This is a genomic window from Pseudomonas sp. GOM6 (genome assembly GCF_029537485.1).
In the GTDB taxonomy this organism is placed as follows: Bacteria; Pseudomonadota; Gammaproteobacteria; order Pseudomonadales; family Pseudomonadaceae; genus Aquipseudomonas.
Genome location: NZ_JARPUS010000028.1, coordinates 1 through 19,693, shown reverse-complemented (window position 1 = coordinate 19,693; position 19,693 = coordinate 1). Strand labels below are relative to the sequence as shown.

At 64.3% G+C, this 19,693-nt stretch carries 20 protein-coding genes and 1 pseudogene; 8 read left to right on the top strand and 13 right to left on the bottom strand.

Going from position 1 to position 19,693, the window contains the following annotated elements; all coding sequences use genetic code 11:
- Positions 1 to 216: 216 nt before the first annotated feature.
- From P7A97_RS20345 to P7A97_RS20330, 4 genes are all read right to left on the bottom strand, one after another.
- Positions 217 to 339, bottom strand: coding sequence for a DUF2474 family protein (locus tag P7A97_RS20345; RefSeq protein WP_277692300.1), 123 nt, complete (start codon positions 337 to 339; stop codon positions 217 to 219).
- Positions 339 to 1,343, bottom strand: a complete 1,005-nt coding sequence (gene cydB / locus P7A97_RS20340; RefSeq protein WP_277692299.1) for a cytochrome d ubiquinol oxidase subunit II — start codon at positions 1,341 to 1,343, stop codon at positions 339 to 341. Before cydB ends, P7A97_RS20345 begins: the two co-directional genes overlap by 1 nt.
- Positions 1,340 to 2,779, bottom strand: coding sequence for a cytochrome ubiquinol oxidase subunit I (locus P7A97_RS20335; RefSeq protein WP_277692297.1), 1,440 nt, complete (start codon positions 2,777 to 2,779; stop codon positions 1,340 to 1,342). The genes cydB and P7A97_RS20335 overlap by 4 nt, the downstream gene beginning before the upstream one ends.
- 192 nt (positions 2,780 to 2,971) lie before the next feature.
- Entirely contained in the window at positions 2,972 to 4,096 is a 1,125-nt protein-coding gene (locus P7A97_RS20330) for a methyltransferase (RefSeq protein WP_277692295.1), read from the bottom strand.
- A 69-nt stretch (positions 4,097 to 4,165) separates the two neighbouring features.
- Here P7A97_RS20330 and P7A97_RS20325 point away from each other — a divergent pair, with 69 nt between their 5' ends.
- Positions 4,166 to 4,942, top strand: coding sequence for a ferredoxin--NADP reductase (locus P7A97_RS20325; RefSeq protein WP_277692293.1), 777 nt, complete (start codon positions 4,166 to 4,168; stop codon positions 4,940 to 4,942).
- Here P7A97_RS20325 and P7A97_RS20320 read toward each other — a convergent pair whose 3' ends face one another.
- The 4 genes from P7A97_RS20320 to P7A97_RS20305 all read right to left on the bottom strand — a co-directional run bounded on the left by P7A97_RS20320 (position 4,943) and on the right by P7A97_RS20305 (position 7,629).
- Positions 4,943 to 5,968, bottom strand: a complete 1,026-nt coding sequence (locus tag P7A97_RS20320) for a CNNM domain-containing protein (protein ID WP_277692292.1) — start codon at positions 5,966 to 5,968, stop codon at positions 4,943 to 4,945.
- 132 nt (positions 5,969 to 6,100) lie between these two features.
- Positions 6,101 to 6,514 (bottom strand): large-conductance mechanosensitive channel protein MscL, encoded by a 414-nt coding sequence (gene mscL / locus P7A97_RS20315; protein ID WP_277692291.1) that lies wholly within the window; start codon positions 6,512 to 6,514, stop codon positions 6,101 to 6,103.
- Between the two features lie 43 nt (positions 6,515 to 6,557).
- The gene (locus P7A97_RS20310; RefSeq protein ID WP_277692290.1) at positions 6,558 to 7,304 is read right to left on the bottom strand and encodes an EAL domain-containing protein; all 747 of its coding nucleotides are present in this window, start codon (positions 7,302 to 7,304) and stop codon (positions 6,558 to 6,560) included.
- Positions 7,305 to 7,377: 73 nt separating this feature from the next.
- Entirely contained in the window at positions 7,378 to 7,629 is a 252-nt protein-coding gene (locus P7A97_RS20305; protein ID WP_277692289.1) for a YdcH family protein, read from the bottom strand.
- 142 nt (positions 7,630 to 7,771) lie between these two features.
- On the opposite strand from P7A97_RS20305, the gene P7A97_RS20300 reads away from it, so the two are divergent.
- Entirely contained in the window at positions 7,772 to 8,077 is a 306-nt protein-coding gene (locus P7A97_RS20300) for a DUF465 domain-containing protein (RefSeq protein ID WP_277692288.1), read from the top strand.
- Here P7A97_RS20300 and P7A97_RS20295 read toward each other — a convergent pair.
- The gene (locus tag P7A97_RS20295; protein ID WP_277692285.1) at positions 8,058 to 8,549 is read right to left on the bottom strand and encodes a GNAT family N-acetyltransferase; all 492 of its coding nucleotides are present in this window, start codon (positions 8,547 to 8,549) and stop codon (positions 8,058 to 8,060) included. The genes P7A97_RS20300 and P7A97_RS20295 overlap by 20 nt on opposite strands.
- Positions 8,550 to 8,621: 72 nt before the next feature.
- On the opposite strand from P7A97_RS20295, the gene radA reads away from it, so the two are divergent.
- Positions 8,622 to 9,989, top strand: a complete 1,368-nt coding sequence (gene radA / locus P7A97_RS20290) for a DNA repair protein RadA (protein ID WP_277692284.1) — start codon at positions 8,622 to 8,624, stop codon at positions 9,987 to 9,989.
- Between the two features lie 109 nt (positions 9,990 to 10,098).
- Positions 10,099 to 10,245: a hypothetical protein gene (locus P7A97_RS20285; RefSeq protein WP_277692282.1), complete on the top strand. Its 147-nt coding sequence runs from the start codon at positions 10,099 to 10,101 to the stop codon at positions 10,243 to 10,245.
- A 59-nt stretch (positions 10,246 to 10,304) separates the two neighbouring features.
- On the opposite strand, the gene P7A97_RS20280 is transcribed toward P7A97_RS20285, so the two are convergent.
- Positions 10,305 to 10,676 carry a PilZ domain-containing protein gene (locus tag P7A97_RS20280; protein WP_277692281.1) on the bottom strand — a complete coding sequence of 124 codons (372 nt, stop codon included), beginning with the start codon at positions 10,674 to 10,676 and terminating at the stop codon, positions 10,305 to 10,307.
- Positions 10,677 to 10,820: 144 nt separating this feature from the next.
- On the opposite strand from P7A97_RS20280, the gene P7A97_RS20275 reads away from it, so the two are divergent.
- Complete coding sequence (locus tag P7A97_RS20275; RefSeq protein ID WP_277692280.1) at positions 10,821 to 11,327, top strand: DUF3015 domain-containing protein; 507 nt, start codon at positions 10,821 to 10,823, stop codon at positions 11,325 to 11,327.
- Positions 11,328 to 11,387: 60 nt separating this feature from the next.
- Here the strand turns inward: P7A97_RS20275 and glyA are convergent, their stop codons facing one another.
- The 3 genes from glyA to P7A97_RS20260 all read right to left on the bottom strand — a co-directional run bounded on the left by glyA (position 11,388) and on the right by P7A97_RS20260 (position 17,926).
- Positions 11,388 to 12,641 (bottom strand): serine hydroxymethyltransferase, encoded by a 1,254-nt coding sequence (glyA, locus tag P7A97_RS20270; protein WP_277692278.1) that lies wholly within the window; start codon positions 12,639 to 12,641, stop codon positions 11,388 to 11,390.
- Positions 12,642 to 12,764: 123 nt separating this feature from the next.
- Complete coding sequence (locus P7A97_RS20265) at positions 12,765 to 16,808, bottom strand: EAL domain-containing protein (protein ID WP_277692302.1); 4,044 nt, start codon at positions 16,806 to 16,808, stop codon at positions 12,765 to 12,767.
- Between the two features lie 239 nt (positions 16,809 to 17,047).
- On the bottom strand, positions 17,048 to 17,926 hold the full coding sequence (locus P7A97_RS20260; protein WP_277692276.1) for a LysR family transcriptional regulator: 879 nt from the start codon (positions 17,924 to 17,926) through the stop codon (positions 17,048 to 17,050).
- A 123-nt stretch (positions 17,927 to 18,049) separates the two neighbouring features.
- On the opposite strand from P7A97_RS20260, the gene P7A97_RS20255 reads away from it, so the two are divergent.
- From P7A97_RS20255 to P7A97_RS20245, 3 genes and pseudogenes are all read left to right on the top strand, one after another.
- The gene (locus tag P7A97_RS20255; RefSeq protein WP_277692275.1) at positions 18,050 to 18,748 is read left to right on the top strand and encodes a CoA transferase subunit A; all 699 of its coding nucleotides are present in this window, start codon (positions 18,050 to 18,052) and stop codon (positions 18,746 to 18,748) included.
- 12 nt (positions 18,749 to 18,760) lie between these two features.
- Complete coding sequence (locus P7A97_RS20250; RefSeq protein WP_277692274.1) at positions 18,761 to 19,417, top strand: CoA transferase subunit B; 657 nt, start codon at positions 18,761 to 18,763, stop codon at positions 19,415 to 19,417.
- A gap of 105 nt (positions 19,418 to 19,522) precedes the next feature.
- Positions 19,523 to 19,693: pseudogene (locus tag P7A97_RS20245) on the top strand (acetyl-CoA C-acetyltransferase); the annotation flags it as partial.

Sequence of the window (19,693 nt, the reverse complement as noted above, 5' to 3'; positions counted from 1 at the left end):
CTCCCCCGATGATCAGTCGGGGGACTATCGCCCTAGAAGAGGGTGTTAGTCGAGATACAAGGTTGGGTAGAGCGAAGCGAAACCCAGCCAGTTGTCGAACCCTGCGCTGGGTTTCGGCACGGTGTGCCTCTCCCCAGCCTACAAAATTTACCCGGCCTGGATCACGTATCCGGATGCAATCCGGGGGCGCCGTTACCCGCTTGCCGGCCTGTCGGTTCAGGCCAGCCCCATGCCCCACTTGATGGCGTAGGCCAGGATGCCCACGGCCAGCACGCCGCCCAGCCACAGGGCGGCGAACCAGGCCAGGCGCTGGGGCAGCGGAGGTTTGTTCTCGCTCATCAGTGATACCCCTCGCCGACCTTCACCTTGCCGCGGAATACCCAGTAGCTGTAGGCCGTGTAGATGAGGATGATCGGTACCATGAACACTACGCCAACCAGGGCAAAGGCCTGGCTGCTCTCCGGGGCCGAGGCCGCCCAGATGCTGACCGACGGCGGAATGATGTTCGGCCACAGGCTGATAGCCAGACCGGTGTAGGCCAGGGCGATCAGTGCCAGGGTCAGCACGAAGGGCTGCCAGTCGATCTTCAGGTGTACGGCGCGGACGATCCCCAGGATGGTCACCGCGACCAGGGTCGGTACCGGCATGAAGTAGAACAGGTTGGGCAGGGTGAACCAGCGTTCGGCGATGGCCGGGTGAGCCAGGGGGGTCCAGATGCTCACCGCGCTGATGAACAGCAGCAGCAGGGAAGTCAGCGGCAGCATCAGCTTGTACATCTTGTGGCGCAGTTTGCCCTCGGTCTTCAGCAGCAGCCAGGCGCAACCGAGCATGGCGTAGCCGACCACCAGGCCGGCGCCGCAAAACAGTGGGAACGGCGCCAGCCAGTCGAAGGCCCCCCCGGCGAACTGGCGGTTCTCTACCTTGATGCCCTCGATAAAGGCACCCAGCACCACGCCCTGGGCAAAGGTGGCGACCACCGAGCCACCGATGAAGGCCGCGTCCCACACGTAGCGGGTGCGCTTGGCCTTGAAGCGGAATTCGAAGGCCACGCCACGGAAGATCAGGGCGATCAGCATGATCACCAACGGCAGGTAGAGCGCGCTGAGCACCACCGAGTAGGCCAGCGGAAAGGCGGCGAACAGCCCCGCGCCGCCCAGCACCAGCCAGGTCTCGTTGCCGTCCCAGATCGGTGCCACGGTGTTCATCATGGCGTCGCGCTCGTCCTTGTCGCGGAAGAAGGGGTAGAGGATGCCGATGCCCAGATCGAAGCCATCCATCACCACGTACATGAAGATGCCGAAGGCGATCACGCCGGCCCAGATCAGCGGTAGGTCAATGCTCATGGGCGTTTCTCCTGTTCGACGTCGACTTCACCATCGACACTCTCGGCCGCAGCGGACAGCGGGCGTGCCGGGGTGCGCTGATGGCCGGGGCCACCTTCCTCGCTGATTTGGGCGCTGAGCAGGCCAAGCACCGGGCCCTTGCGCATCATGCGCAGCAGGTAGGTGATGCCGACACCGAACACGGCAAAGTAGACCACCACGAAGATGCTCAGCGACACGCCCATCTGCGTGGCGCTGTGGTTGGACACGGCGTCCGAGGTGCGCAGCAGGCCGTAGATGACCCACGGCTGACGGCCGACCTCGGTGGTGACCCAGCCGGCGAGAATGGCGATTAGCCCGGACGGTCCCATCAGCAGCATCAGACGCTGGAAGCCGCGGGCTTCATACAACCGGTCGCCGCGGCGCAGCCACAGGCCGAGCACGCCGCAGAGGATCATCAGCAGACCCAGGCCGACCATCACGCGGAAGCTCCAGAACACGATCAGCGCATTCGGCCGATCCTCCGGCGCCCACTCCTTGAGGCCCTTGATCTCGCCGTCGAGGTCATGGGTGAGGATCAGGCTGGCCAGCCGTGGGATGCCAATGGCGTATTTCGTCGTCTCTTCCTGCATGTCGGGGATGCCGAACAGCAGCAACGGCACGCCTTTCTCGGTGTCCCAGTGGCCCTCCATCGCCGCGACCTTGGCCGGCTGGTGCTTGAGGGTATTGAGGCCGTGGAAGTCACCGATCAGCGCCTGGATCGGTGCGACGATCAGCGCCATCCACAGGGCCATGGAGAACATCATGCGCGTGGCCGGGTCGCGCTTGCCCTTGAGCAGGTGCCAGGCCGCGGTGGCGCCGACGACAAAGGCGGTGCTGAGGAACGCCGCCACCGCCATGTGCGCCAGGCGGTAGGGGAAGGACGGGTTGAACACGATGTCCCACCAGCTCTCCGGGTAGAACACGCCATCGACCAGGGTGAAGCCCTGCGGGGTGTGCATCCAGCTGTTCGACGAGAGAATCCAGAAGGTCGAGATCAGCGTGCCGATGGCCACCATCAGGGTGGCGAAGAAGTGCAGGCCACGGCCGACCTTGTTCAGGCCGAACAGCATGATCCCCAGGAAGCCGGCTTCGAGGAAGAACGCGGTGAGCACCTCGTAGGTCAGCAGCGGCCCCATGATGCTGCCGGCCGCCGTCGACAGCTCGCTCCAGTTGGTGCCGAACTGGTAGCTCATCACCACCCCGGAGACCACGCCCATGCCAAAGGTGACGGCGAAGATCTGCAGCCAGAAGCGGTAGAGGTCGTAGTAGACCTCCTTGTTGGTCTTCAGCCACAGCCCCTCGAGCACCGCGAGGTAGCTGGCCAGGCCAATGGAGATGGCCGGGAAGATGATGTGGAAGGACACGGTGAAGGCGAACTGGATGCGTGCCAGTTCCAGTGATTCGAGGCCGAACATGAATGGCCACTCCGCTAGTTGATCTGAATCAATCATCCGCCACCTTCGACCAAGGTCGTAGCCGGCGGATTGTCGCATTGGGCAAATTGCCGCAGTGACTCAGAGCGCCCGGGTGGCGCCAGGATTCAGATTTATTTTGACGGGCCGCGCACGGAACCGATGACAGCCCCGCTCAGGTGTCGATCATCGGGCCTACTTGGTGGCCTTGAGCACCACGAACTTGGGATTGGCGGCGACCTGCTCGACGCCGCGGAACAGGCGCTTGAGCTTGGCGTGGTAGCCGAGGTGGCGGTTGCCGACGATCCACAGCTCGCCACCCGTGACCAGCGCGGCGCGCGCCTGCTGGAACATGCGCCAGGCGAGGAAGTCGCCGACCACCTGTTGCTGGTGAAAGGGCGGGTTGCACAGCACCAGATCGAGCGAATCGGCGGGCAGCTCGGCCAGGCCGTCGGCGGCGAGGAAGCTCGCCGGGCGCTCGCCGAGTGCGGCCTTCCAGTTTTCCGCGGCCGATTGCACGGCCATGTACGACTCGTCGACCAGAGTCAGTTCGGCGTGCGGGTTGGCCAGGGCGAAGGCGATGGCCAGCACGCCGTTGCCGCAGCCGAGGTCGGCCACGCGCTGCGGTGCCAGCGATTTGGGCAGGTGCGGCAGGAAGGCGCGGGTGCCGATGTCCAGGCCGTCGCGGCAGAACACGTTGGCGTGGTTGGTCAGCTCCAGCGCCGGTTTTTCCAGGCGGTAGCGGGTCGGGTAGGGCGACTTCGGCGCCGGTTTGCTTTCCGGCGTGGCCGTCAGCAGGCGTGCCTTCTTCACCGCCAGCGAGGCTTGCAACGGACCGATGTACTGCTCCATCAGCTCACCGGCGCTGCGCGGCAGGTGCTTGATCATCGCCCCGGCAATCACCTTGGCGCCGGGAGCGAGCTGACCATGCAGGCGGATCAGCTGTTCTTCCAGCAGGGCCAGGCTCTTGGGCACGCGGATCAGCACCCAGTCGAACGGGCCTTGTGCTGTTTCACTGGCCGGGACGAACTGCACGGCGTCGGCGGCCAGGCCATTGCGCGCTAGGTTCTTCTGCAGGGCGAGAAAACCCAGGTGCGAATCGCCGCTGCTGGTCACCCGGCAGTGCGCCGCCAGCGAGCAGGCCAGGGCACCGAAGCCGTCGTTGAGCAGGAGCACCCGACTTTCGGCGCTCAGGCCCTGTTCGTGCAGGTGGGCGAGCAGGTACTCGTCGGCGGCGTCGAAGGCCTGTAGCGGCTCGTTGGCCATCTCGGGCTGGCGGATCAGGTCGAGCTGGGCGAAGGGCGTGTCGAGAATAGGCATGGAAACCGTCGGTGTTTGTCTCGCCAGGAGTGGGCGAGACTGAAGGGGAACTGTGCAAAGGGGGAAAGTATGACCGTCAGCGAAGAGAAGTTCACCCGGCAGACGCTGACCGAGGTGCGTGTCTGGTCACCCACCCTGTTCAGCCTGACCTGCACCCGCGACGCCGGTTTCCGCTTCCGCGCCGGGCAGTTCGTGCGCCTGGGGGTGCGCAGGGCGGACGGCGCGGTGGTCTGGCGTGCCTACTCGATCGTCTCGGCGCCGCACGACGACTACCTGGAGTTCTTCTCCATCGTCGTGCCCGGTGGGGCGTTCACCAGCCAGCTGAGTCGGCTCAAGGCCGGCGACGAGCTGCTGGTGGAGAAGCAGGCCACCGGTTATCTCACCCTCGACCGCTTCTCCGACGGGCGTGATCTGTGGCTGATCGGCACCGGCACCGGGCTGGCGCCGTTTCTGTCGATCCTGCAGGATCTGGAAGTCTGGCAGCGTTTCGAGCGCATTCTGCTGGTGTACAGCGCCCGCGACCGTGGCGAGCTGGCCTATCAGCCGCTGATCGCCGAGCTGCCGCAGCGCGAATGGCTGGAAGGGGCGGGGCACAAGCTGCAGTACATCCCCGTGGTGACCCGCGAGCAGGTGCCCGGCGCGCTCAATGCCCGGGTTACCACGCTGATCGAGAACGGTGAGTTGGAGCGCGCCGCCGGCCTGAAGCTTGCGCCCGAGCACTCGCGCATCATGCTCTGCGGCAACCCGCAGATGATCGAAGACACCCGCGCCGTGCTCAAGGCGCGTCAGCTCAACCTGGCGCTGGCCCGCAGGCCGGGCCAGGTGGCGGTGGAGAACTACTGGTAGTCAGTCCTCGCGGATGGACTTGATGCGGTGTTCCCAGCGGCGCTTGGCGAAGCGACGCATGTTGGGAATGTCGTCGGTTTCGTCGAGGATCGGCTTGCCGATGATGGTTTCCATGATGTCTTCCAGGGTCACCAGGCCGTGCCAGCTGCCGAACTCGTCGTAGACCAGGCACATGTGCTGGCGCTCGTGCATCAGCTGCGTCATCAGGCTTTCCACGTTCATGGTGTCCGGCACCACCTTGAGCGGCTTCATGATGCTGGTGACCGTGGCAGCGTCATCCTCGGCGGCCAGGGCGTCATAGCGGAACACCACGCCCAGCGGGGCCTCGCCTTCGCCGATCACCGGGTAGCGGGAGAACTGGCTTTCCTTGACCCGTGTCTTGAACGCGCCGATCGAATCGTCCGGCGCGGCGCACTCGCAGACGATGCGCGGGGTCATGATGTCGCGCAGCTTGATCTCGTGCAGGTCGAGGATGTTGTTGATCACGCGCTGTTCGTCTTCGTCCAGCTTGCCCACTTCGCGGCCGAGCAGGGTCAGCGCCTTGATCTCCTGGCGGATGTCGGGTTCCGGCGCCTTGCTGCCAAACAGGCGCATGATCAGGTCGGACATCAGGATGAACGGCTTGAGCAGCAGGATCATGCCGCCCAGCAGGCTTGGCAGGAAGGGTGCCAGGGTGCGCCAGTAACGGGCACCGATGGTCTTCGGCAGGATCTCCGAGAGCACCAGGATCAGCAGGGTCATGATCGCCGAGGCAGCGCCCAGGTAGCCGTCGCCGAAGACGATGGTCACCTGCGCACCGACGCCGGTGGCGCCGACGGTGTGGGCCACGGTATTGAGCGTGAGGATGGCCGCGAGGGGCTGGTCGATCTGTTCCTTCAGCGCTTTCATGCGCTCATACAGCTTGGGCCGCTCGAGCTTCTGCTGGGCGATGTAGCTGGGCGTCAGGGAGAGCAGGGCGGCTTCGAGAATGGAGCAGATAAACGAAACCAGGATGGAGAGGACAGCGAACGCTATCAGGAGTGTCATGTAGTGGGGGAAAGTAGCCAATGGCCCACTAATTTAACGGATTTGCCTGAAAAAGCCCGATTAAACACGGGAAAGATGCAACATTTCGTATCGACGCGCGGGACGCGCCGACGGCGCGCCCCGCAACCTAGGTCACGGTTTGCTCTGTTGGCTCTTCAACAGATCGCGAATTTCCGTGAGCAGCTCCTGGTCCTTGGTCGGCGCCGGCGGCGCGGCCGGGGCGGCTTCTTCCTCGCGCTTGAGGCGGTTGATCACCTTGACCCCCATGAAGATGGCGAAGGCGACGATGACGAAGTCGAGCATGGTCTGAATGAACTTGCCGTAGCCCAGGGTGACGGCGGGAATATCGCCCTCGGCGGCCTTGAGCACGATGGCCAGGTCGGAGAAGTCGACCCCGCCGATCAGCAGGCCGATCGGCGGCATGACCACGTCGCCGACGAAGGAGCTGACGATCTTGCCGAAGGCGGCGCCGATGATGATGCCGACGGCCATGTCGACCACGTTACCCTTGACCGCGAAGGCCTTGAATTCACTGAGTATGCTCATGTTTCACTCCCTGAGTTTCTGGTTGTGCCGGCCAGTGTAATGGTTAAGCGGGATAATGCACTTCGGGAAACGTCTCGAAGCCGGGTTTGGCCAGCAAATAGCCCTGGAACAACTCCACCCCCATCTGCTGCAGGCAATTCAATTCGGCCTGGGTCTCGATGCCCTCGGCGATGACGCGAATGCCAAGCCTGCGGCACATCTGCAGGGTGGTTTCGACCAGTACCTGGCGCACGCGGTCGCCATCCACGCCCCGGATCAGATCCATGTCCAGCTTGATCAGGTCGGGTTGGAAGTCGGCCAGCAGATTGAGCCCGGCATAGCCGGCACCAAAGTCGTCGATGGCGGTCATGAAGCCCTGCTTGCGGTAGGCGCGCAGGATATTGGTGAGGTGCGGAATGTCGAGCACCTGCTCCTGCTCGGTGACTTCGAAAATGATGCGCTCGAGCGGGAAGTTACAGCGGGCGGCAGCCTCCAGAGTGGCACGGATGCAGGTTTCCGCACGGTACACCGCGTTGGGCATGAAATTGATCGAAACCATGGCCGGGATCTGCAGGCGTGCGGCCCACTCCACGGCCTTGATTCGGCAGCTCTGGTCGAAGGCATAGCGGTTGTTTTCATCGACCTGGGCTAGCAGGCTGCCGGCCGATTCGCCGGCGCTGCCGCGTACCAGAGCCTCATAAGCAAATACCTGGCGTCGCTGCAGGTCGACAATCGGCTGGAAGGCCATGCTGATGGGGAAGTCCAGTCCCTTGCCTTCGCGGCAAGCGGAACAGCCTGGGTTTGCGGTCATGGAGAGACTCTCAAGAGGTTTGTGCCACGGTAAGCAAAAAAGCTTGGCCTGTCTTGTCCAATTCAGCCCGGCATCAGGCGTCAGCGTCGAATGTGCGCAAGCGCTCGGCGATCTTGTCCTTCAGCTGCACCCGCTCGTTCTTCAGGGCATGCAGGGCCAGGTCGTCCAGGGCCTCGCGGCCGTCTTCCACTTCGTAGATGCGTTTGTCCAGGCTCTCGTACTGCTGTGCCAGTCGACTGAAGTGGGCGTCCTGTGCGTACAGGGCTTGCAGTTGCTGGCGGTATTCGGGGAATTCACGGGTCAGGGGGTGATGTTCGAGCGGCATGTCGAGTCCTCCGGTCGGTGTATTCCTGTTCAGCCTAGCTCAGGCTTTGGCAAGCTAAATAGTTAGCTAGCTATTGATGTGGGTCAATAAGCTGCCTGCGGTGGCTGATTAAAATATGAACACTTATTCAGGAGGTACTTCCATGAAAAGCCCGCTTCAAGTATTGCCCCAGGAGTTTTCCCAGCTGCGCGCGGAGTTGCAGCGTTTGCGTCAGAACGACAGCCACTTTGCCCGTCTGGTCGAACAGTTCGATGAGCTGGATGCGCGTATCGAGCGAGTCGAAAACAGCATGGAGTGTCTCGACGAACTCTCCCTAGGGCGCCTGAAGCGCTCCCGTCAGGTTTACCGGGATACCCTGGCCCGCCATTTCGACCGTGCCAGAGGCCAGTGCTGCGGTTGCGGCAAGGCCTGTTCCTCACGCCAGGCGACTAGTGCAGCGGCGGGTTGATCAGATAGCTGATGAGTCCGGCATCATCGCCGGGCCAGATTTGCCGCGTGCCGAGTGGTAGTTCGGCCAGCACCTTTCGCCAGAAAGCGGCGGCCTGATCGTCACCGCCGTAGAAGCGCACCAGCCAGGTGCCACCGTCACGCATGACCTGTTGCACCAGGGCGCGCCCTATGCCCTGGCGGCGGTATTTCTTGAGGATGAACAGATCAGCGAATTCCTGGGCCTCGATGCCCGGCAGTTCGCTGCGCTCGATCAGCAGGAAGCCGGCGATAAAGCCATCCACCAGGATCAGGCTGGCGCTCCACCCGGCGTCGCTCCAGTAGCGTGCCAGATGCGGCTCGTGGATGTAGTAGCGACCGTCGGCCTCGATGTCCTCGTCTTCCCAGTCCGACGACTCGTAGGCGTAGAACTGATAGAGGTTGGCGATCAGCGGCGCCTGGTCGGCGGTGGTGGGGATCAGCTCGATGTGCATGGCAGGCTCGCAAGGGCGACTCGGGGCGGTGCGAGCGCTATTATCGCCGTTTTTCAGCGGGCGGAGATTTCCATGGCCAAGGCCAAGCGCATGTATGGCTGCACCGAGTGCGGCGCCACCTTTCCCAAGTGGGCCGGGCAGTGCGGCGAGTGCGGGGCCTGGAATACCCTGACCGAGACCATGATCGAAAGCGGTGGCGCTGGCGCGCCTTCCGGGCGTGGCGGCTGGGCTGGGCAGCAGGCGCAGATCAAGACTCTGGCCGAGGTCAGCGTCGAGGAAGTGCCGCGCTTCTCCACCGTCTCCGGCGAGCTGGACCGGGTGCTCGGCGGTGGCCTGGTGGACGGCTCGGTGGTGCTGATCGGCGGCGACCCCGGTATTGGCAAGTCGACCATCCTGCTGCAGACCCTGTGCAATATCGCCCAGCGCCTGCCGGCCCTGTACGTCACCGGCGAGGAGTCGCAGCAGCAGGTGGCCATGCGCGCCCGGCGTCTGGAGTTGCCGCAGGACAAGCTCAAGGTGATGACCGAGACCTGCATCGAGTCGATCATCGATGTCGCCCGCCGCGAGCAGCCCAAGGTGATGGTGATCGACTCGATCCAGACCATCTTCACCGAGCAACTGCAGTCCGCGCCCGGCGGCGTGGCCCAGGTGCGCGAGAGCGCGGCGCTGCTGGTGCGCTTCGCCAAGCAGAGCGGTACGGCGATCTTCCTGGTCGGCCACGTGACCAAGGAGGGCGCCCTGGCCGGCCCGCGCGTGCTGGAGCACATGGTTGATACGGTGCTGTATTTCGAGGGCGAGTCGGACGGGCGCCTGCGCCTGCTGCGCGCGGTGAAGAACCGCTTTGGCGCGGTCAACGAGCTGGGCGTGTTCGGCATGACCGACAAGGGTCTCAAGGAAGTCACCAACCCTTCGGCGATCTTCCTTACCCGCGCCCAGGAGGCGGTGCCCGGCAGCGTGGTGATGGCCACCTGGGAGGGCACCCGGCCGATGCTGGTGGAGGTGCAGGCGCTGGTCGACACCAGCCATATGGCCAACCCCAAGCGGGTGACCCTGGGCCTGGACCAGAACCGCCTGGCCATGCTGCTGGCGGTGCTGCACCGCCATGGCGGCATCCCCACCTACGACCAGGACGTGTTCCTCAACGTGGTCGGCGGGGTCAAGGTGCTGGAGACGGCCTCGGATCTGGCGCTGATGGCGGCGGTGATCTCCAGCCTGCGCAACAAGCCGCTACCGCATGACCTGCTGGTGTTCGGCGAGATCGGTCTGTCCGGCGAGATCCGCCCGGTGCCGAGCGGTCAGGAGCGCCTCAAGGAGGCGGCCAAGCACGGCTTCAAGCGTGCCATCGTGCCCAAGGGCAACGCGCCCAAGGAGGCGCCGGCCGGTTTGCAGATCATCGCCGTGACGCGCCTGGAGCAGGCACTGGACGCGCTGTTCGAGTGACGCAGCTGCGGCGATCTGTCGCTGCAGTCGACTCGCCGTATTTGTCGCAGATCAATCTTGCTGTAACAGCGGCGAGCGAGCATGAGCCTGCCTATAAAGGAGATGGCTCATGTTCCTGTTCTTCGACCTTTTTGCCAAAACCCTCAATTACGAGCCGGGGCGCCCGCGTGATAACGCTGAAGCGCGCCGCGAAGCGAGCATGGGCTCGCGCCGCGTAGAGGCGAGGCGGCGTCAGCCGCAGCCCGGTGGCAAGTGAGTCGGGCCGGAAACACGAAGGGCGCCAATGGGCGCCCTTCGTCATGGTGGTGAATGGTTCTAGTCGTCTTCGCCCAATGCGGCCAGTTCACGCTCCAGCAGGCTTTCGTCGCCCAGGTTGAGCTCGACCAGGCGACGCAGATGGCTGATGGAGTCCAGATCGATATGTCGGCAGACGAAGCCGAGCAGGTCGTTGCGGGTCCGGGTAAGTACCACTTCCATCTGCAGCTGGGTGTTGGCATCCAGCGCGATGCTGGCCGTGAAGGGTTGGTCCGGGTCGCCGTTCCAGTCACGCGGGCGTTTGACCAGCAGGCCTTTGAGAGACACATCATGCAGCTCAACCGACCAGTGCCGTTCGCCCTGGGTCAACTCGGTCGCAGCGTCGAAGGCGATACGCTGGAAGCGCCGACGCTCGGTGGCAGATTCACTCATGCCAAGACTCCTGAAGGGTTTAGGACACTATAGCCAAGACGTGTCGGTTTGCCGATGGATTAGCGCCGTCGGTTTGACAGAGTGGGAAGTGTCGCCAAAGCTGCTAGGGCGGATTGATTACCTTCTAATTGCGGAGCGATGGACATGGCAAAACGACTTCTGACCAAGGGTTTGGTATTGGGTGTTCTGGGACTGGCCAGTGTGGCTGCGCAGGCCGGTCAGGCCGGTGGCGGTGGCTGCGGCTGGGGCAACATGGTGTTCGAGGGGCAGAGGGGCCTGATTCCGCACCTGTTGGCCACGACCACCAACGGCACCTCGGGTAACGCCACGTTCGGTCTCACTTCGGGCACCAACGGTTGTGACTCCAGTGTGACCCTGGGCTACGGTGGTCGCTCGCTGTTCGCCATGAATGGCATGCTCGACAACATTGCCGAAGACATGGCCCTGGGCCAGGGTGAGGCGCTGGACGCCTATGCCACGCTGCTGGGCATTGAGCAGCAGGATCGTGCGCATTTTGCCCAGGTGACCCACGAGAACTTCGGTGAAATCTTTGCCAGTGAAAGCGCCACCGGCGAGCAGGTGCTGGCGGCCACGCTTGAGGTCATGAGCCGCGACGAGCGTCTGGCGCGCTACGCCAAGCAACCGGCCTGAGTTCATCGCCCACAAAAAAGCCCGGCCAATTGGCCGGGCTTTTTCATGCACGTCTGACGCTTAGTTGCCGTATACCGGCAGCTTGGCGCAGATGGCCTTGACCTTCTCGCGCACCGCGTCGACCACGGACTCGTCGCCCATGTTCTGCAGGATGTCGCAGATCCAGCCGGCCAGTTCCTGGCACTCGGCTTCCTTGAAGCCGCGAGTGGTCACCGCCGGGGTGCCGATGCGCAGACCGGAGGTGACGAAGGGCGAACGAGGGTCGTTCGGCACGCTGTTCTTGTTCACGGTGATGAAGGCGCGACCCAGAGCAGCGTCAGCGTCTTTACCGGTGATGTCCTGCTTGATCAGCGAGAGCAGGAACAGGTGGTTCTGAGTGCCACCGGACACCACGTCGAAGCCGCGCTCAATGAACACGTTGGCCATGGCCTGGGCGTTCTTCACGACCTGCTGCTGGTAGGCCTTGAACTCGGGCTGCAGGGCTTCTTTGAAGCAGATGGCCTTGGCCGCGATCACGTGCTCCAGCGGGCCACCCTGGGCGCCCGGGAAGACGGCAGAGTTCAGCTTCTTCTCGATCTCTTCGTTCTTGCGCGCCAGGATCAGGCCGCCGCGCGGGCCGCGCAGGGTCTTGTGGGTGGTGGTGGTGACCACGTCGGCGAAGGGCACCGGGTTCGGGTATACGCCGGCGGCAACCAGACCGGCCACGTGGGCCATGTCGACGAACAGGTAGGCACCGACCTTGTCGGCAATGGCGCGGAAGCGAGCGAAGTCCAGCACCTGCGAGTAGGCCGAGAAGCCGGCCACGATCATCTTCGGCTTGTGCTCGACGGCCAGGCGCTCGACTTCGTCGTAGTCGATCAGGCCGGCGTCGGTGATGCCGTACTGCACGGCGTTGTACAGCTTGCCGGAGGAGGAAACCGAAGCACCGTGGGTCAGGTGGCCACCGTGGGCCAGGCTCATGCCGAGGATGGTGTCACCGGCCGACAGCAGCGCCAGGTAGACGGCGGCGTTGGCCTGGGAGCCGGCATGCGGCTGGACGTTGGCGTAGTCGGCGCCGAACAGTTGCTTGGCGCGGTCGATGGCCAGCTGTTCGACGATGTCGACGTACTCGCAGCCGCCGTAGTAGCGCTTGCCCGGGTAGCCTTCGGCGTACTTGTTGGTCAGCACGCTGCCCTGGGCTTCCATCACCGCCGGGCTGGTGTAGTTCTCGGAAGCGATCAGCTCGATGTGGTGCTCCTGGCGCTGGGCTTCTTGCTCCATGGCGGCAAAGAGTTCGGCATCGTAGCGGGCAATGGTCAAATCACGGCTGAACATGCGGGTCACCTGATCTATCAGCTGGCGAAGGGAAAGGCGCGCATTCTACCCGATGTGCCCTGGGCTGGCACATGAAAGGCGGTCAACTGGCGGACAAGCGGGCCTCAAGCAGCACGCGAGTGTTCAACTGAGGACGAACAGGGCGTTGCCGCCGAACTGAGCCTCGAACTGCTCGGCCGGCATCGGCTTGCCGAACAGGTAGCCCTGCACCTCGTCGCAATCGTGTTCGCGCAGGAAGTCCAGCTGCTCCTGGGTTTCCACCCCCTCGGCGATCACTGCCAGGTTCAGGCTGTGCGCCATGGCGATGATGGCGCGGGCGATCTGTGCATCCTGTTCGCCGGGCAGGCCGTCGACGAAACTGCGGTCGATCTTCAGTACGTCGATGGGGAACTGCTTGAGGTAGTTGAGCGAGCTGTAGCCGGTGCCGAAGTCATCTACCGCGATGCACAGGCCGAGCTTCTTCAGGCTGGCCAGCATCTGCAGGGTCTCGCCGACATCGCGCATCAGGATCGACTCGGTCAGTTCCAGCTCCAGGCAGGCAGGGGGCAGGCCGCTGTCGCTGAGGATGCGCGAGATACGAATGCCCAGCTGGCCGTCGGCGAACTGGCGTGCCGACAGGTTGACCGAGATCTTGGGCACGCGCACCTGGACGTCGTGCCAGGCCTTGAGCTGGCGGCAGGCTTCGTTGATCACCCAGTCGCCGACTTGGGCGATCAGGCCCAGCTCCTCCAGTACGGGGATGAATTCGTAGGGCGCCACCAGGCCGCGGCGGGGATGGTGCCAGCGTAGCAGGGCCTCGGCACCGGTCAGGCGGCGGCCGTCACCGGAAAGCTGCGGCTGGTAATAGAGCGCGAACTGGCCTTGCTCCAAGGCGTGGCGCAGGTCGCTTTCCAGCTCCAGGCGCTGCAGCGCGGTGGCGTTCATTTCCGCCTGGTAGAACTGGAAGTTGTTCTTGCCGCGCTCCTTGGCGTGATACATGGCCGTGTCGGCGTTCTTCATCAGCAGGCTCAGTTCGTCGCCATCCTGTGGCGCCAGGGCGATGCCGATGGAGGCAGTGACGAAGAATTCGCGGCCTTGCAGGACGAAGGGCTGGGCCAGGCTGGCGAGGATCTGCTCGGCCACGTGGATGGCGCGGGTCAGCGCCGCTTCGCGGCTGCTGCGTGCCTGCAGCAGCAGGGTGAACTCGTCGCCGCCCATGCGTGCCACCGTGTCGTCCTCGCCGACGCAGGCGGCCAGGCGCAAAGCCACGTCCTTGAGCATGCGGTCGCCGGCGGCGTGGCCAAGGGAGTCGTTGATCGGCTTGAAACGGTCGAGGTCCAGGAACATCAGCACCACCCATTCCTCGTGCCGCTCGGCATGCTGCAGGGCGGTGTACAGGCGGTCCTGGAACAGGGTGCGGTTGGGTAGCAGGGTCAGGGCGTCGTAATAGGCCAGGCGGTGGATACGCTGTTCGCTGGCCTTGCGTTCGCTGATGTCGTTGAAGAAGCACACGTAGCTGACCAGGTCGCCGTCGTCGTCCTGCACCGCAGTGATGCCGACCCAGGACGGGAACTGCTCGCCGTCCTTGCGCTTGAGCCAGATCTCGCCTTCCCAGCTGCCACGCTGGTTGAGCTGGGTGATGATGTAGGTGAATTGCGCGGCCTGCTGGCGGTCGGCGGTGAGCATGTTGGGGAACTGATCGAGCACTTCGCTGCCGGCATAGCCGGTAATGCGCTGGAAGGTCTCGTTGATGCGCACGATGTAACCGGCCGGGTCGGTGACCAGGATGGCGGCGGTGGAGTGCTCGAACACCGTGGCGGCCATGCGCAGGTCGCGTTCGGCGCGGCGCTGTTGGGACACGTCGCGACCGATGCCGAGGATACCTTCGAAGCGCCCCTGCTCGTCCCACATCAGCGACAGGCGCATCTCCACGGTGATCTTGCGGTCATCGGCACGCAGACTGTCGAACATCAGCGGTTGGCCGCTGATGCGCTGCTCAACAGCGTGCAGCTTGTCGGGGTCGCCCAGGGCTTCGTTAAGCTCATCCCACAGCTCCATCAGCTGTTCGAGCTGACGCGGGTTGGTGATGGTGCCGAGCAAACCGTTCTTCAGCAGCCACTCCGGGCTGTGGCCGAAGAGATTTTTGGCCGACGGGCTGATGTAGTTCAGGCGCAGGTGGCTGTCGCTGGTGATGATGACGTCGCTGATGCTTTCGGCCAGCAACCGGTAGCGTCGCTCGCTGTCGCGCAGGCTGGCTTGGGCGGTAATTTCGCCGGTGATGTCCTTGGCCACGCCGATCAGGCGGCTGACCCTGCCGTGGCGGTCGCGGCTGAGGGCGTGCTCGCGGATGTCGAACCAGTGCCAGTTGCCATCGCGATGACGCCAGCGCAACTGGCAATGCAGCAGCTGGCCGTCGGCCACGACCTTCTGCAGGTTGCGCACGCGCTGGTACAGCTCGGCGTCGTCGGGATGCAGGATCTTTTCCCACAGGCGTTCGCCGAAGCGCTTCAGCTCGTCGTTGCTGTAGCCCAGGTCAGGGCCCAGCCGGTTGTTGCTGAACAGTACGCGGTTGTTGCTCATGTCGTGCACGTACAGGGTGTCCGGCACCGCGCGCAGCACATCGGACCAGAAGCGCTCGCGCTCGACCAGCGACAGCTCGACACGCTTGCGGCTGGTGATGTCGTGGAGGCTCAGGGTGACCGCGCGCAGCTCTTCCCGGCGCTTGGGCAGGCGCAGGGTCAGCCACAGATAGCGCTCATGGCCCTGGGGAGTGTGGAAATGGCTCTCGCTCATCAAATCGCGTTCGCCATCAATCAGTGCGGCGATCAGTTGGGTAAGAGGGCCTTCCGGGTGTAATGGTGCGCTGCCAATCAGATGCCGCCAGATGTCACCGGGGGTCTCGGCGCCCAGCAGGTAAATGGCGACGCGGTTGGCTTCCCTGACGTGGATGGTGCGCAGCAGCTCACCCCGATGCGCGTCATGCTCGGCCAGCCATGGCTGCAGCTGCGAGCTGTGACGCAGGCCCTGGGCTTCGAGGTAGCTCTTCAGTTCGAACAGGTCGAGCACGCACAGCGCCACGCCGCTGCCTTCGAAGATGTCCTGATAGCGTCTGCGGGTGTCCTGCAGCACGCGCAGGGCCTTGCGTTCCTCGGTGACGTCGCGCAATACCCAGGCCCTCGCCGGCTCTGCATTGTCGGTATAGAGGGTATGGCAGGTGACGTTGAACAGGTGGGTGCGGCCGTCCTGCAGTACCTCGATGGGCTCGCTCTGCTCATAAAAAGCACTTTCCAGCCAGGGGGCCAGGCCCGGCAATAGCTGCAGCAGGTGCATCTGGCTGGCGGTGCCCAGGTCCAGGCCGAACATTTGCTCGGCACCTGGGTTGAGATAGCTGATGTGGCCATCGGGCTGGGTCACCAGCACGCGCTCATCAATGGCGCCGAGGGCGCCGATGGCGTCTTCCAGGGCGCGTTGCGACAGCGCCTGGGATTCGCGCAGGCTGCGCTGCTCGCGCAGCAGACTGAACAGCGCGAGCAGGGCCAGCACGGCGCAGAGGATGAACAGCAGTAGCTTGCCGGCCTGCAGTGGCAGCAGCTGCGCGTGAAAGCGGGTGGGGTCGAACAGCGCCTGTACCTGCCAGTCGCTACCGGCGACCGGGTACGCGCCGATACTGCGGGCGCTCGGGCCAGGGCCACCGTGGCGCAGCAGGGATAGCTGCTCATGAGTGTCGCGCAGTTGCCAGGTCAGGTCTGCCGGCTGGCTGGGTTGCCAGTAGGCGATCGCCTTGGGGGTCAGGCGCAGGTACCAGCCGCCCGGATGTTGCTTGGCGCGCAGGGCGATCTGGACCAGTCCGTTGCGGTAGGCGAAGTGATAGTTGTGCTGGGGCCACTCCAGCGGCGTGGCAGCTTGCGGGTCGCTGTCCAGGAGGATGCGGCCCTGGGCGTCGACCCAGGCCAGGCTATGCAGGGCTGGAAATACACCGCGCAGCTTTTCCAGTAATTGCTGCTGGCCGGCGGCGTCTGCCGGGTGCGCATGGCTGGCCAGGAAGGCCTGTCCAGCCTCCGCTTTCAGGCGTAGCAACAGGCTCAGCTGTTCTGCCAGCTGCTCAGCATGCTCCTGGTTGCGCTGGCGCTGTACCTGTTCCTGCTGGCGGGTTTCCTGATACAGCTGCCACAGCAGCAGACCCAGCATCAGCGCGACCAGCAGGGCCAGCAGGCCTTTCAATGAGCCACGGCGCGGCCTGGTGGGCGAGCTAAGAGGGTGAAGGTGGAGTCGGGGCACGCGGTAAACCCTGCGGTACGGCTGCTGGAGCGGGTTCGGGCAGAAAATCAAAGCCAGGTAGCATGCCTGTAAAAGGGGCAAAGTGCTATCACTGTCCGCTGTGTGGTCGTTGCCGTGTTCGACTGACGGCAAGAGGGGAGGTTCAGGCCTCAATCGACCTGCTGCGCACTGCGTCTGATGGTGTCCGCCAGCGCCTGGGCGGCGGCCGACAGCTTGATGCCGCTGCGCTGGATCAGGCCGATGGACCGCTCGACGGTTGGCTTGCTCATGGCGATGCAGTGTCCGCCAAGCTCGCGCATCTGCTGGGTGCAGATGCTCGGCACGATGCTCACCCCCAGCCCCTGGCCGACCATCCGGCCAATGGTGGTGAACTGGTGGCTCTCGAAGGCGACGGCCAGTTGCCCCACCTGAGCCTCGATCAGCCGGCGTACCGTCGAGGGCCGTTGCAGCGCGATAAAGGGTTCGTCGCGCAGATCGTCCCAGCTGACTTCAGGCCTGGTGATGAGGGCGCTGTCGGGCGGGACCACAGCGACGAAGCGATCCAGGTAGAGGGTGGCGAATTCCAGCCCGTCCAGATTGTCCGGTTCCAGTACCACGCCAAGCTCGACGCGGCGGTCGCGCACCATGTCCACCACCTGTTCATTGATCACGTCATGTACGGCCACGTTGATCTTCGGGTAGCGGTCGCGAAAGGCCTTGATCGCCTGGGGCAAACGGTTGGCGGCGAAGGAGGGCATGGCGGCGATGGCAACACGGCCCAGCTGCAGTGTGAAGTGCTGGCGCAGCAACTCCTCGGCGTTGTCCCAGTCGGCCAGCAGGCGCTGGGCGATGGGCAGCAGGATCTCGCCCTCCGGGGTCAGCGCCACGCTGCGGGTGGTGCGTACCAGCAGCGGGCCGCCGAGGGACTCCTCCAGCGTCTTGATCGCCAATGACAGCGCCGGCTGCGACAGGTGCAGGCGTTCGCAGGCCTGGGCGAAGCTCAGGCTCTGGGCCACGGCGAGGAAGGCGCGCAGTTGTTTGATGGTCATTGATTTGTTTTGTCGATTAATTCAGATGAAAAACAAAATTAACAAATGAGTCAAACAGGGGGAAGCTTGGGCCCACTCACCGGCGACCACGCCGGGCCAACGACAATCACAAGAGGCAGCACCATGAGTGGACTCGACAAGCGCGTAGGCAGCTACGAAGAGGCCCTGGCCGGGCTCACCGACGGCATGACCGTCCTCGCCGGCGGCTTCGGCCTGTGCGGCATCCCCGAGAACCTGATCGGCGAGATCCGCCGCCGCGGCGTACGCGACCTCACCGTGGTGTCCAACAACTGCGGCGTCGACGGTTTCGGCCTCGGTGTGCTGCTGGAAGACCGGCAGATTCGCAAGATGATCGCTTCCTATGTCGGCGAGAACGCCCTGTTCGAGCAGCAGTTGCTGAGTGGCGAACTGGAAGTCGAACTGACCCCGCAAGGCACCCTGGCCGAGAAGCTGCGCGCCGGTGGCGCCGGCATCCCGGCCTTCTTCACCGCCACCGGCTACGGCACCCCGGTAGCCGAGGGTAAGGAAGTGCGCGAGTTCGACGGGCGCAAGTACATCCTCGAACCTTCGATCACCGGCGACTTCGCCATCGTCAAGGGCTGGAAGGCGGACTACTACGGCAACGTGATCTATCGCCACACCGCACAGAACTTCAACCCGATGGTGGCCACCGCCGGGCGCATCACCGTGGTCGAGGTCGAGGAAATCGTCGAACCAGGCGAACTGGACCCGGCGCAGATCCACACCCCCGGTATTTACGTCGACCGGCTGATCTGCGGCCGCTTCGAAAAACGCATCGAAAAACGCACCCTGCGCGCCTGAGGAGAGACGACCATGGCACTGACCCGCGAACAGATGGCCCAGCGCGTGGCCCGCGAACTCAAGGATGGCTACTACGTCAACCTGGGCATCGGCATCCCCACCCTGGTGGCCAACTACGTGCCCGAGGGCATGCAGGTGATGCTGCAGTCCGAGAACGGCCTGCTCGGCATGGGCGCCTTCCCGACCGAGGAGACGGTCGATGCCGACATGATCAACGCCGGCAAGCAGACCGTCACGGCGGTCAAGGGCGCCTCGATTTTCTCCTCCGCCGAATCCTTCGCCATGATCCGTGGCGGGCACGTCGATCTGACCGTGCTCGGCGCCTTCGAGGTGGACGTGCAGGGCAACATCGCCTCCTGGATGATCCCCGGCAAGCTGGTCAAGGGCATGGGCGGCGCCATGGACCTGGTGGCCGGTGCCGACAACATCATCGTCACCATGACCCACGCCTCCAAGGACGGTGAGTCCAAGCTGCTCGACCAGTGCTCGTTGCCGCTGACCGGCGCCGGCTGCATCCGCAAGGTGCTGACCGACCTGGCCTACCTGGAGATCGACAACGGCACCTTCATCCTGCGCGAGACCGCGCCGGGCGTGAGCATCGCCGAGATCGCCGAGAAGACCGCTGGTCCGCTGATCGTGCCGGACGATGTGGTCGAAATGACCTTCTGATTACTCCCTCCGCCGCGCGGGCCAGGCACCACGCATGCCAGGCCCGCGCGGCGGCCTTTTGTCTATTGGTCCGGCGCCATGCCGTGGCCTCAAGGAGAGTCGAACATGCAAGACGTCGTCATCGTCGCCGCCACCCGCACCGCCATCGGCGGCTTCCAGGGCGCCCTGGCCAATGTGCCGGCCGTCGACCTGGGCGCCGCGGTGATCCGCAATCTGCTGGACAAGACCGGCCTCAACCCCGCCGAAGTCGATGAAGTGCTGCTCGGCCATGTGCTC

Excerpts from the sequence above, each read along its gene's own strand:
- P7A97_RS20345 (WP_277692300.1), bottom strand. The coding sequence starts at position 339 with ATGAGCGAGAACAAACCTCCGCTGCCCCAGCGCCTGGCCTGGTTCGCC.
- cydB (WP_277692299.1), bottom strand. The coding sequence starts at position 1,343 with ATGAGCATTGACCTACCGCTGATCTGGGCCGGCGTGATCGCCTTCGGC.
- P7A97_RS20335 (WP_277692297.1), bottom strand. The coding sequence starts at position 2,779 with ATGTTCGGCCTCGAATCACTGGAACTGGCACGCATCCAGTTCGCCTTC.
- P7A97_RS20330 (WP_277692295.1), bottom strand. The coding sequence starts at position 4,096 with ATGCCTATTCTCGACACGCCCTTCGCCCAGCTCGACCTGATCCGCCAG.
- P7A97_RS20325 (WP_277692293.1), top strand. The coding sequence starts at position 4,166 with ATGACCGTCAGCGAAGAGAAGTTCACCCGGCAGACGCTGACCGAGGTG.
- P7A97_RS20320 (WP_277692292.1), bottom strand. The coding sequence starts at position 5,968 with ATGACACTCCTGATAGCGTTCGCTGTCCTCTCCATCCTGGTTTCGTTT.
- mscL (WP_277692291.1), bottom strand. The coding sequence starts at position 6,514 with ATGAGCATACTCAGTGAATTCAAGGCCTTCGCGGTCAAGGGTAACGTG.
- P7A97_RS20310 (WP_277692290.1), bottom strand. The coding sequence starts at position 7,304 with ATGACCGCAAACCCAGGCTGTTCCGCTTGCCGCGAAGGCAAGGGACTG.
- P7A97_RS20305 (WP_277692289.1), bottom strand. The coding sequence starts at position 7,629 with ATGCCGCTCGAACATCACCCCCTGACCCGTGAATTCCCCGAATACCGC.
- P7A97_RS20300 (WP_277692288.1), top strand. The coding sequence starts at position 7,772 with ATGAAAAGCCCGCTTCAAGTATTGCCCCAGGAGTTTTCCCAGCTGCGC.
- P7A97_RS20295 (WP_277692285.1), bottom strand. The coding sequence starts at position 8,549 with ATGCACATCGAGCTGATCCCCACCACCGCCGACCAGGCGCCGCTGATC.
- radA (WP_277692284.1), top strand. The coding sequence starts at position 8,622 with ATGGCCAAGGCCAAGCGCATGTATGGCTGCACCGAGTGCGGCGCCACC.
- P7A97_RS20285 (WP_277692282.1), top strand. The coding sequence starts at position 10,099 with ATGTTCCTGTTCTTCGACCTTTTTGCCAAAACCCTCAATTACGAGCCG.
- P7A97_RS20280 (WP_277692281.1), bottom strand. The coding sequence starts at position 10,676 with ATGAGTGAATCTGCCACCGAGCGTCGGCGCTTCCAGCGTATCGCCTTC.
- P7A97_RS20275 (WP_277692280.1), top strand. The coding sequence starts at position 10,821 with ATGGCAAAACGACTTCTGACCAAGGGTTTGGTATTGGGTGTTCTGGGA.
- glyA (WP_277692278.1), bottom strand. The coding sequence starts at position 12,641 with ATGTTCAGCCGTGATTTGACCATTGCCCGCTACGATGCCGAACTCTTT.
- P7A97_RS20265 (WP_277692302.1), bottom strand. The coding sequence starts at position 16,808 with ATGCTGGGTCTGCTGCTGTGGCAGCTGTATCAGGAAACCCGCCAGCAG.
- P7A97_RS20260 (WP_277692276.1), bottom strand. The coding sequence starts at position 17,926 with ATGACCATCAAACAACTGCGCGCCTTCCTCGCCGTGGCCCAGAGCCTG.
- P7A97_RS20255 (WP_277692275.1), top strand. The coding sequence starts at position 18,050 with ATGAGTGGACTCGACAAGCGCGTAGGCAGCTACGAAGAGGCCCTGGCC.
- P7A97_RS20250 (WP_277692274.1), top strand. The coding sequence starts at position 18,761 with ATGGCACTGACCCGCGAACAGATGGCCCAGCGCGTGGCCCGCGAACTC.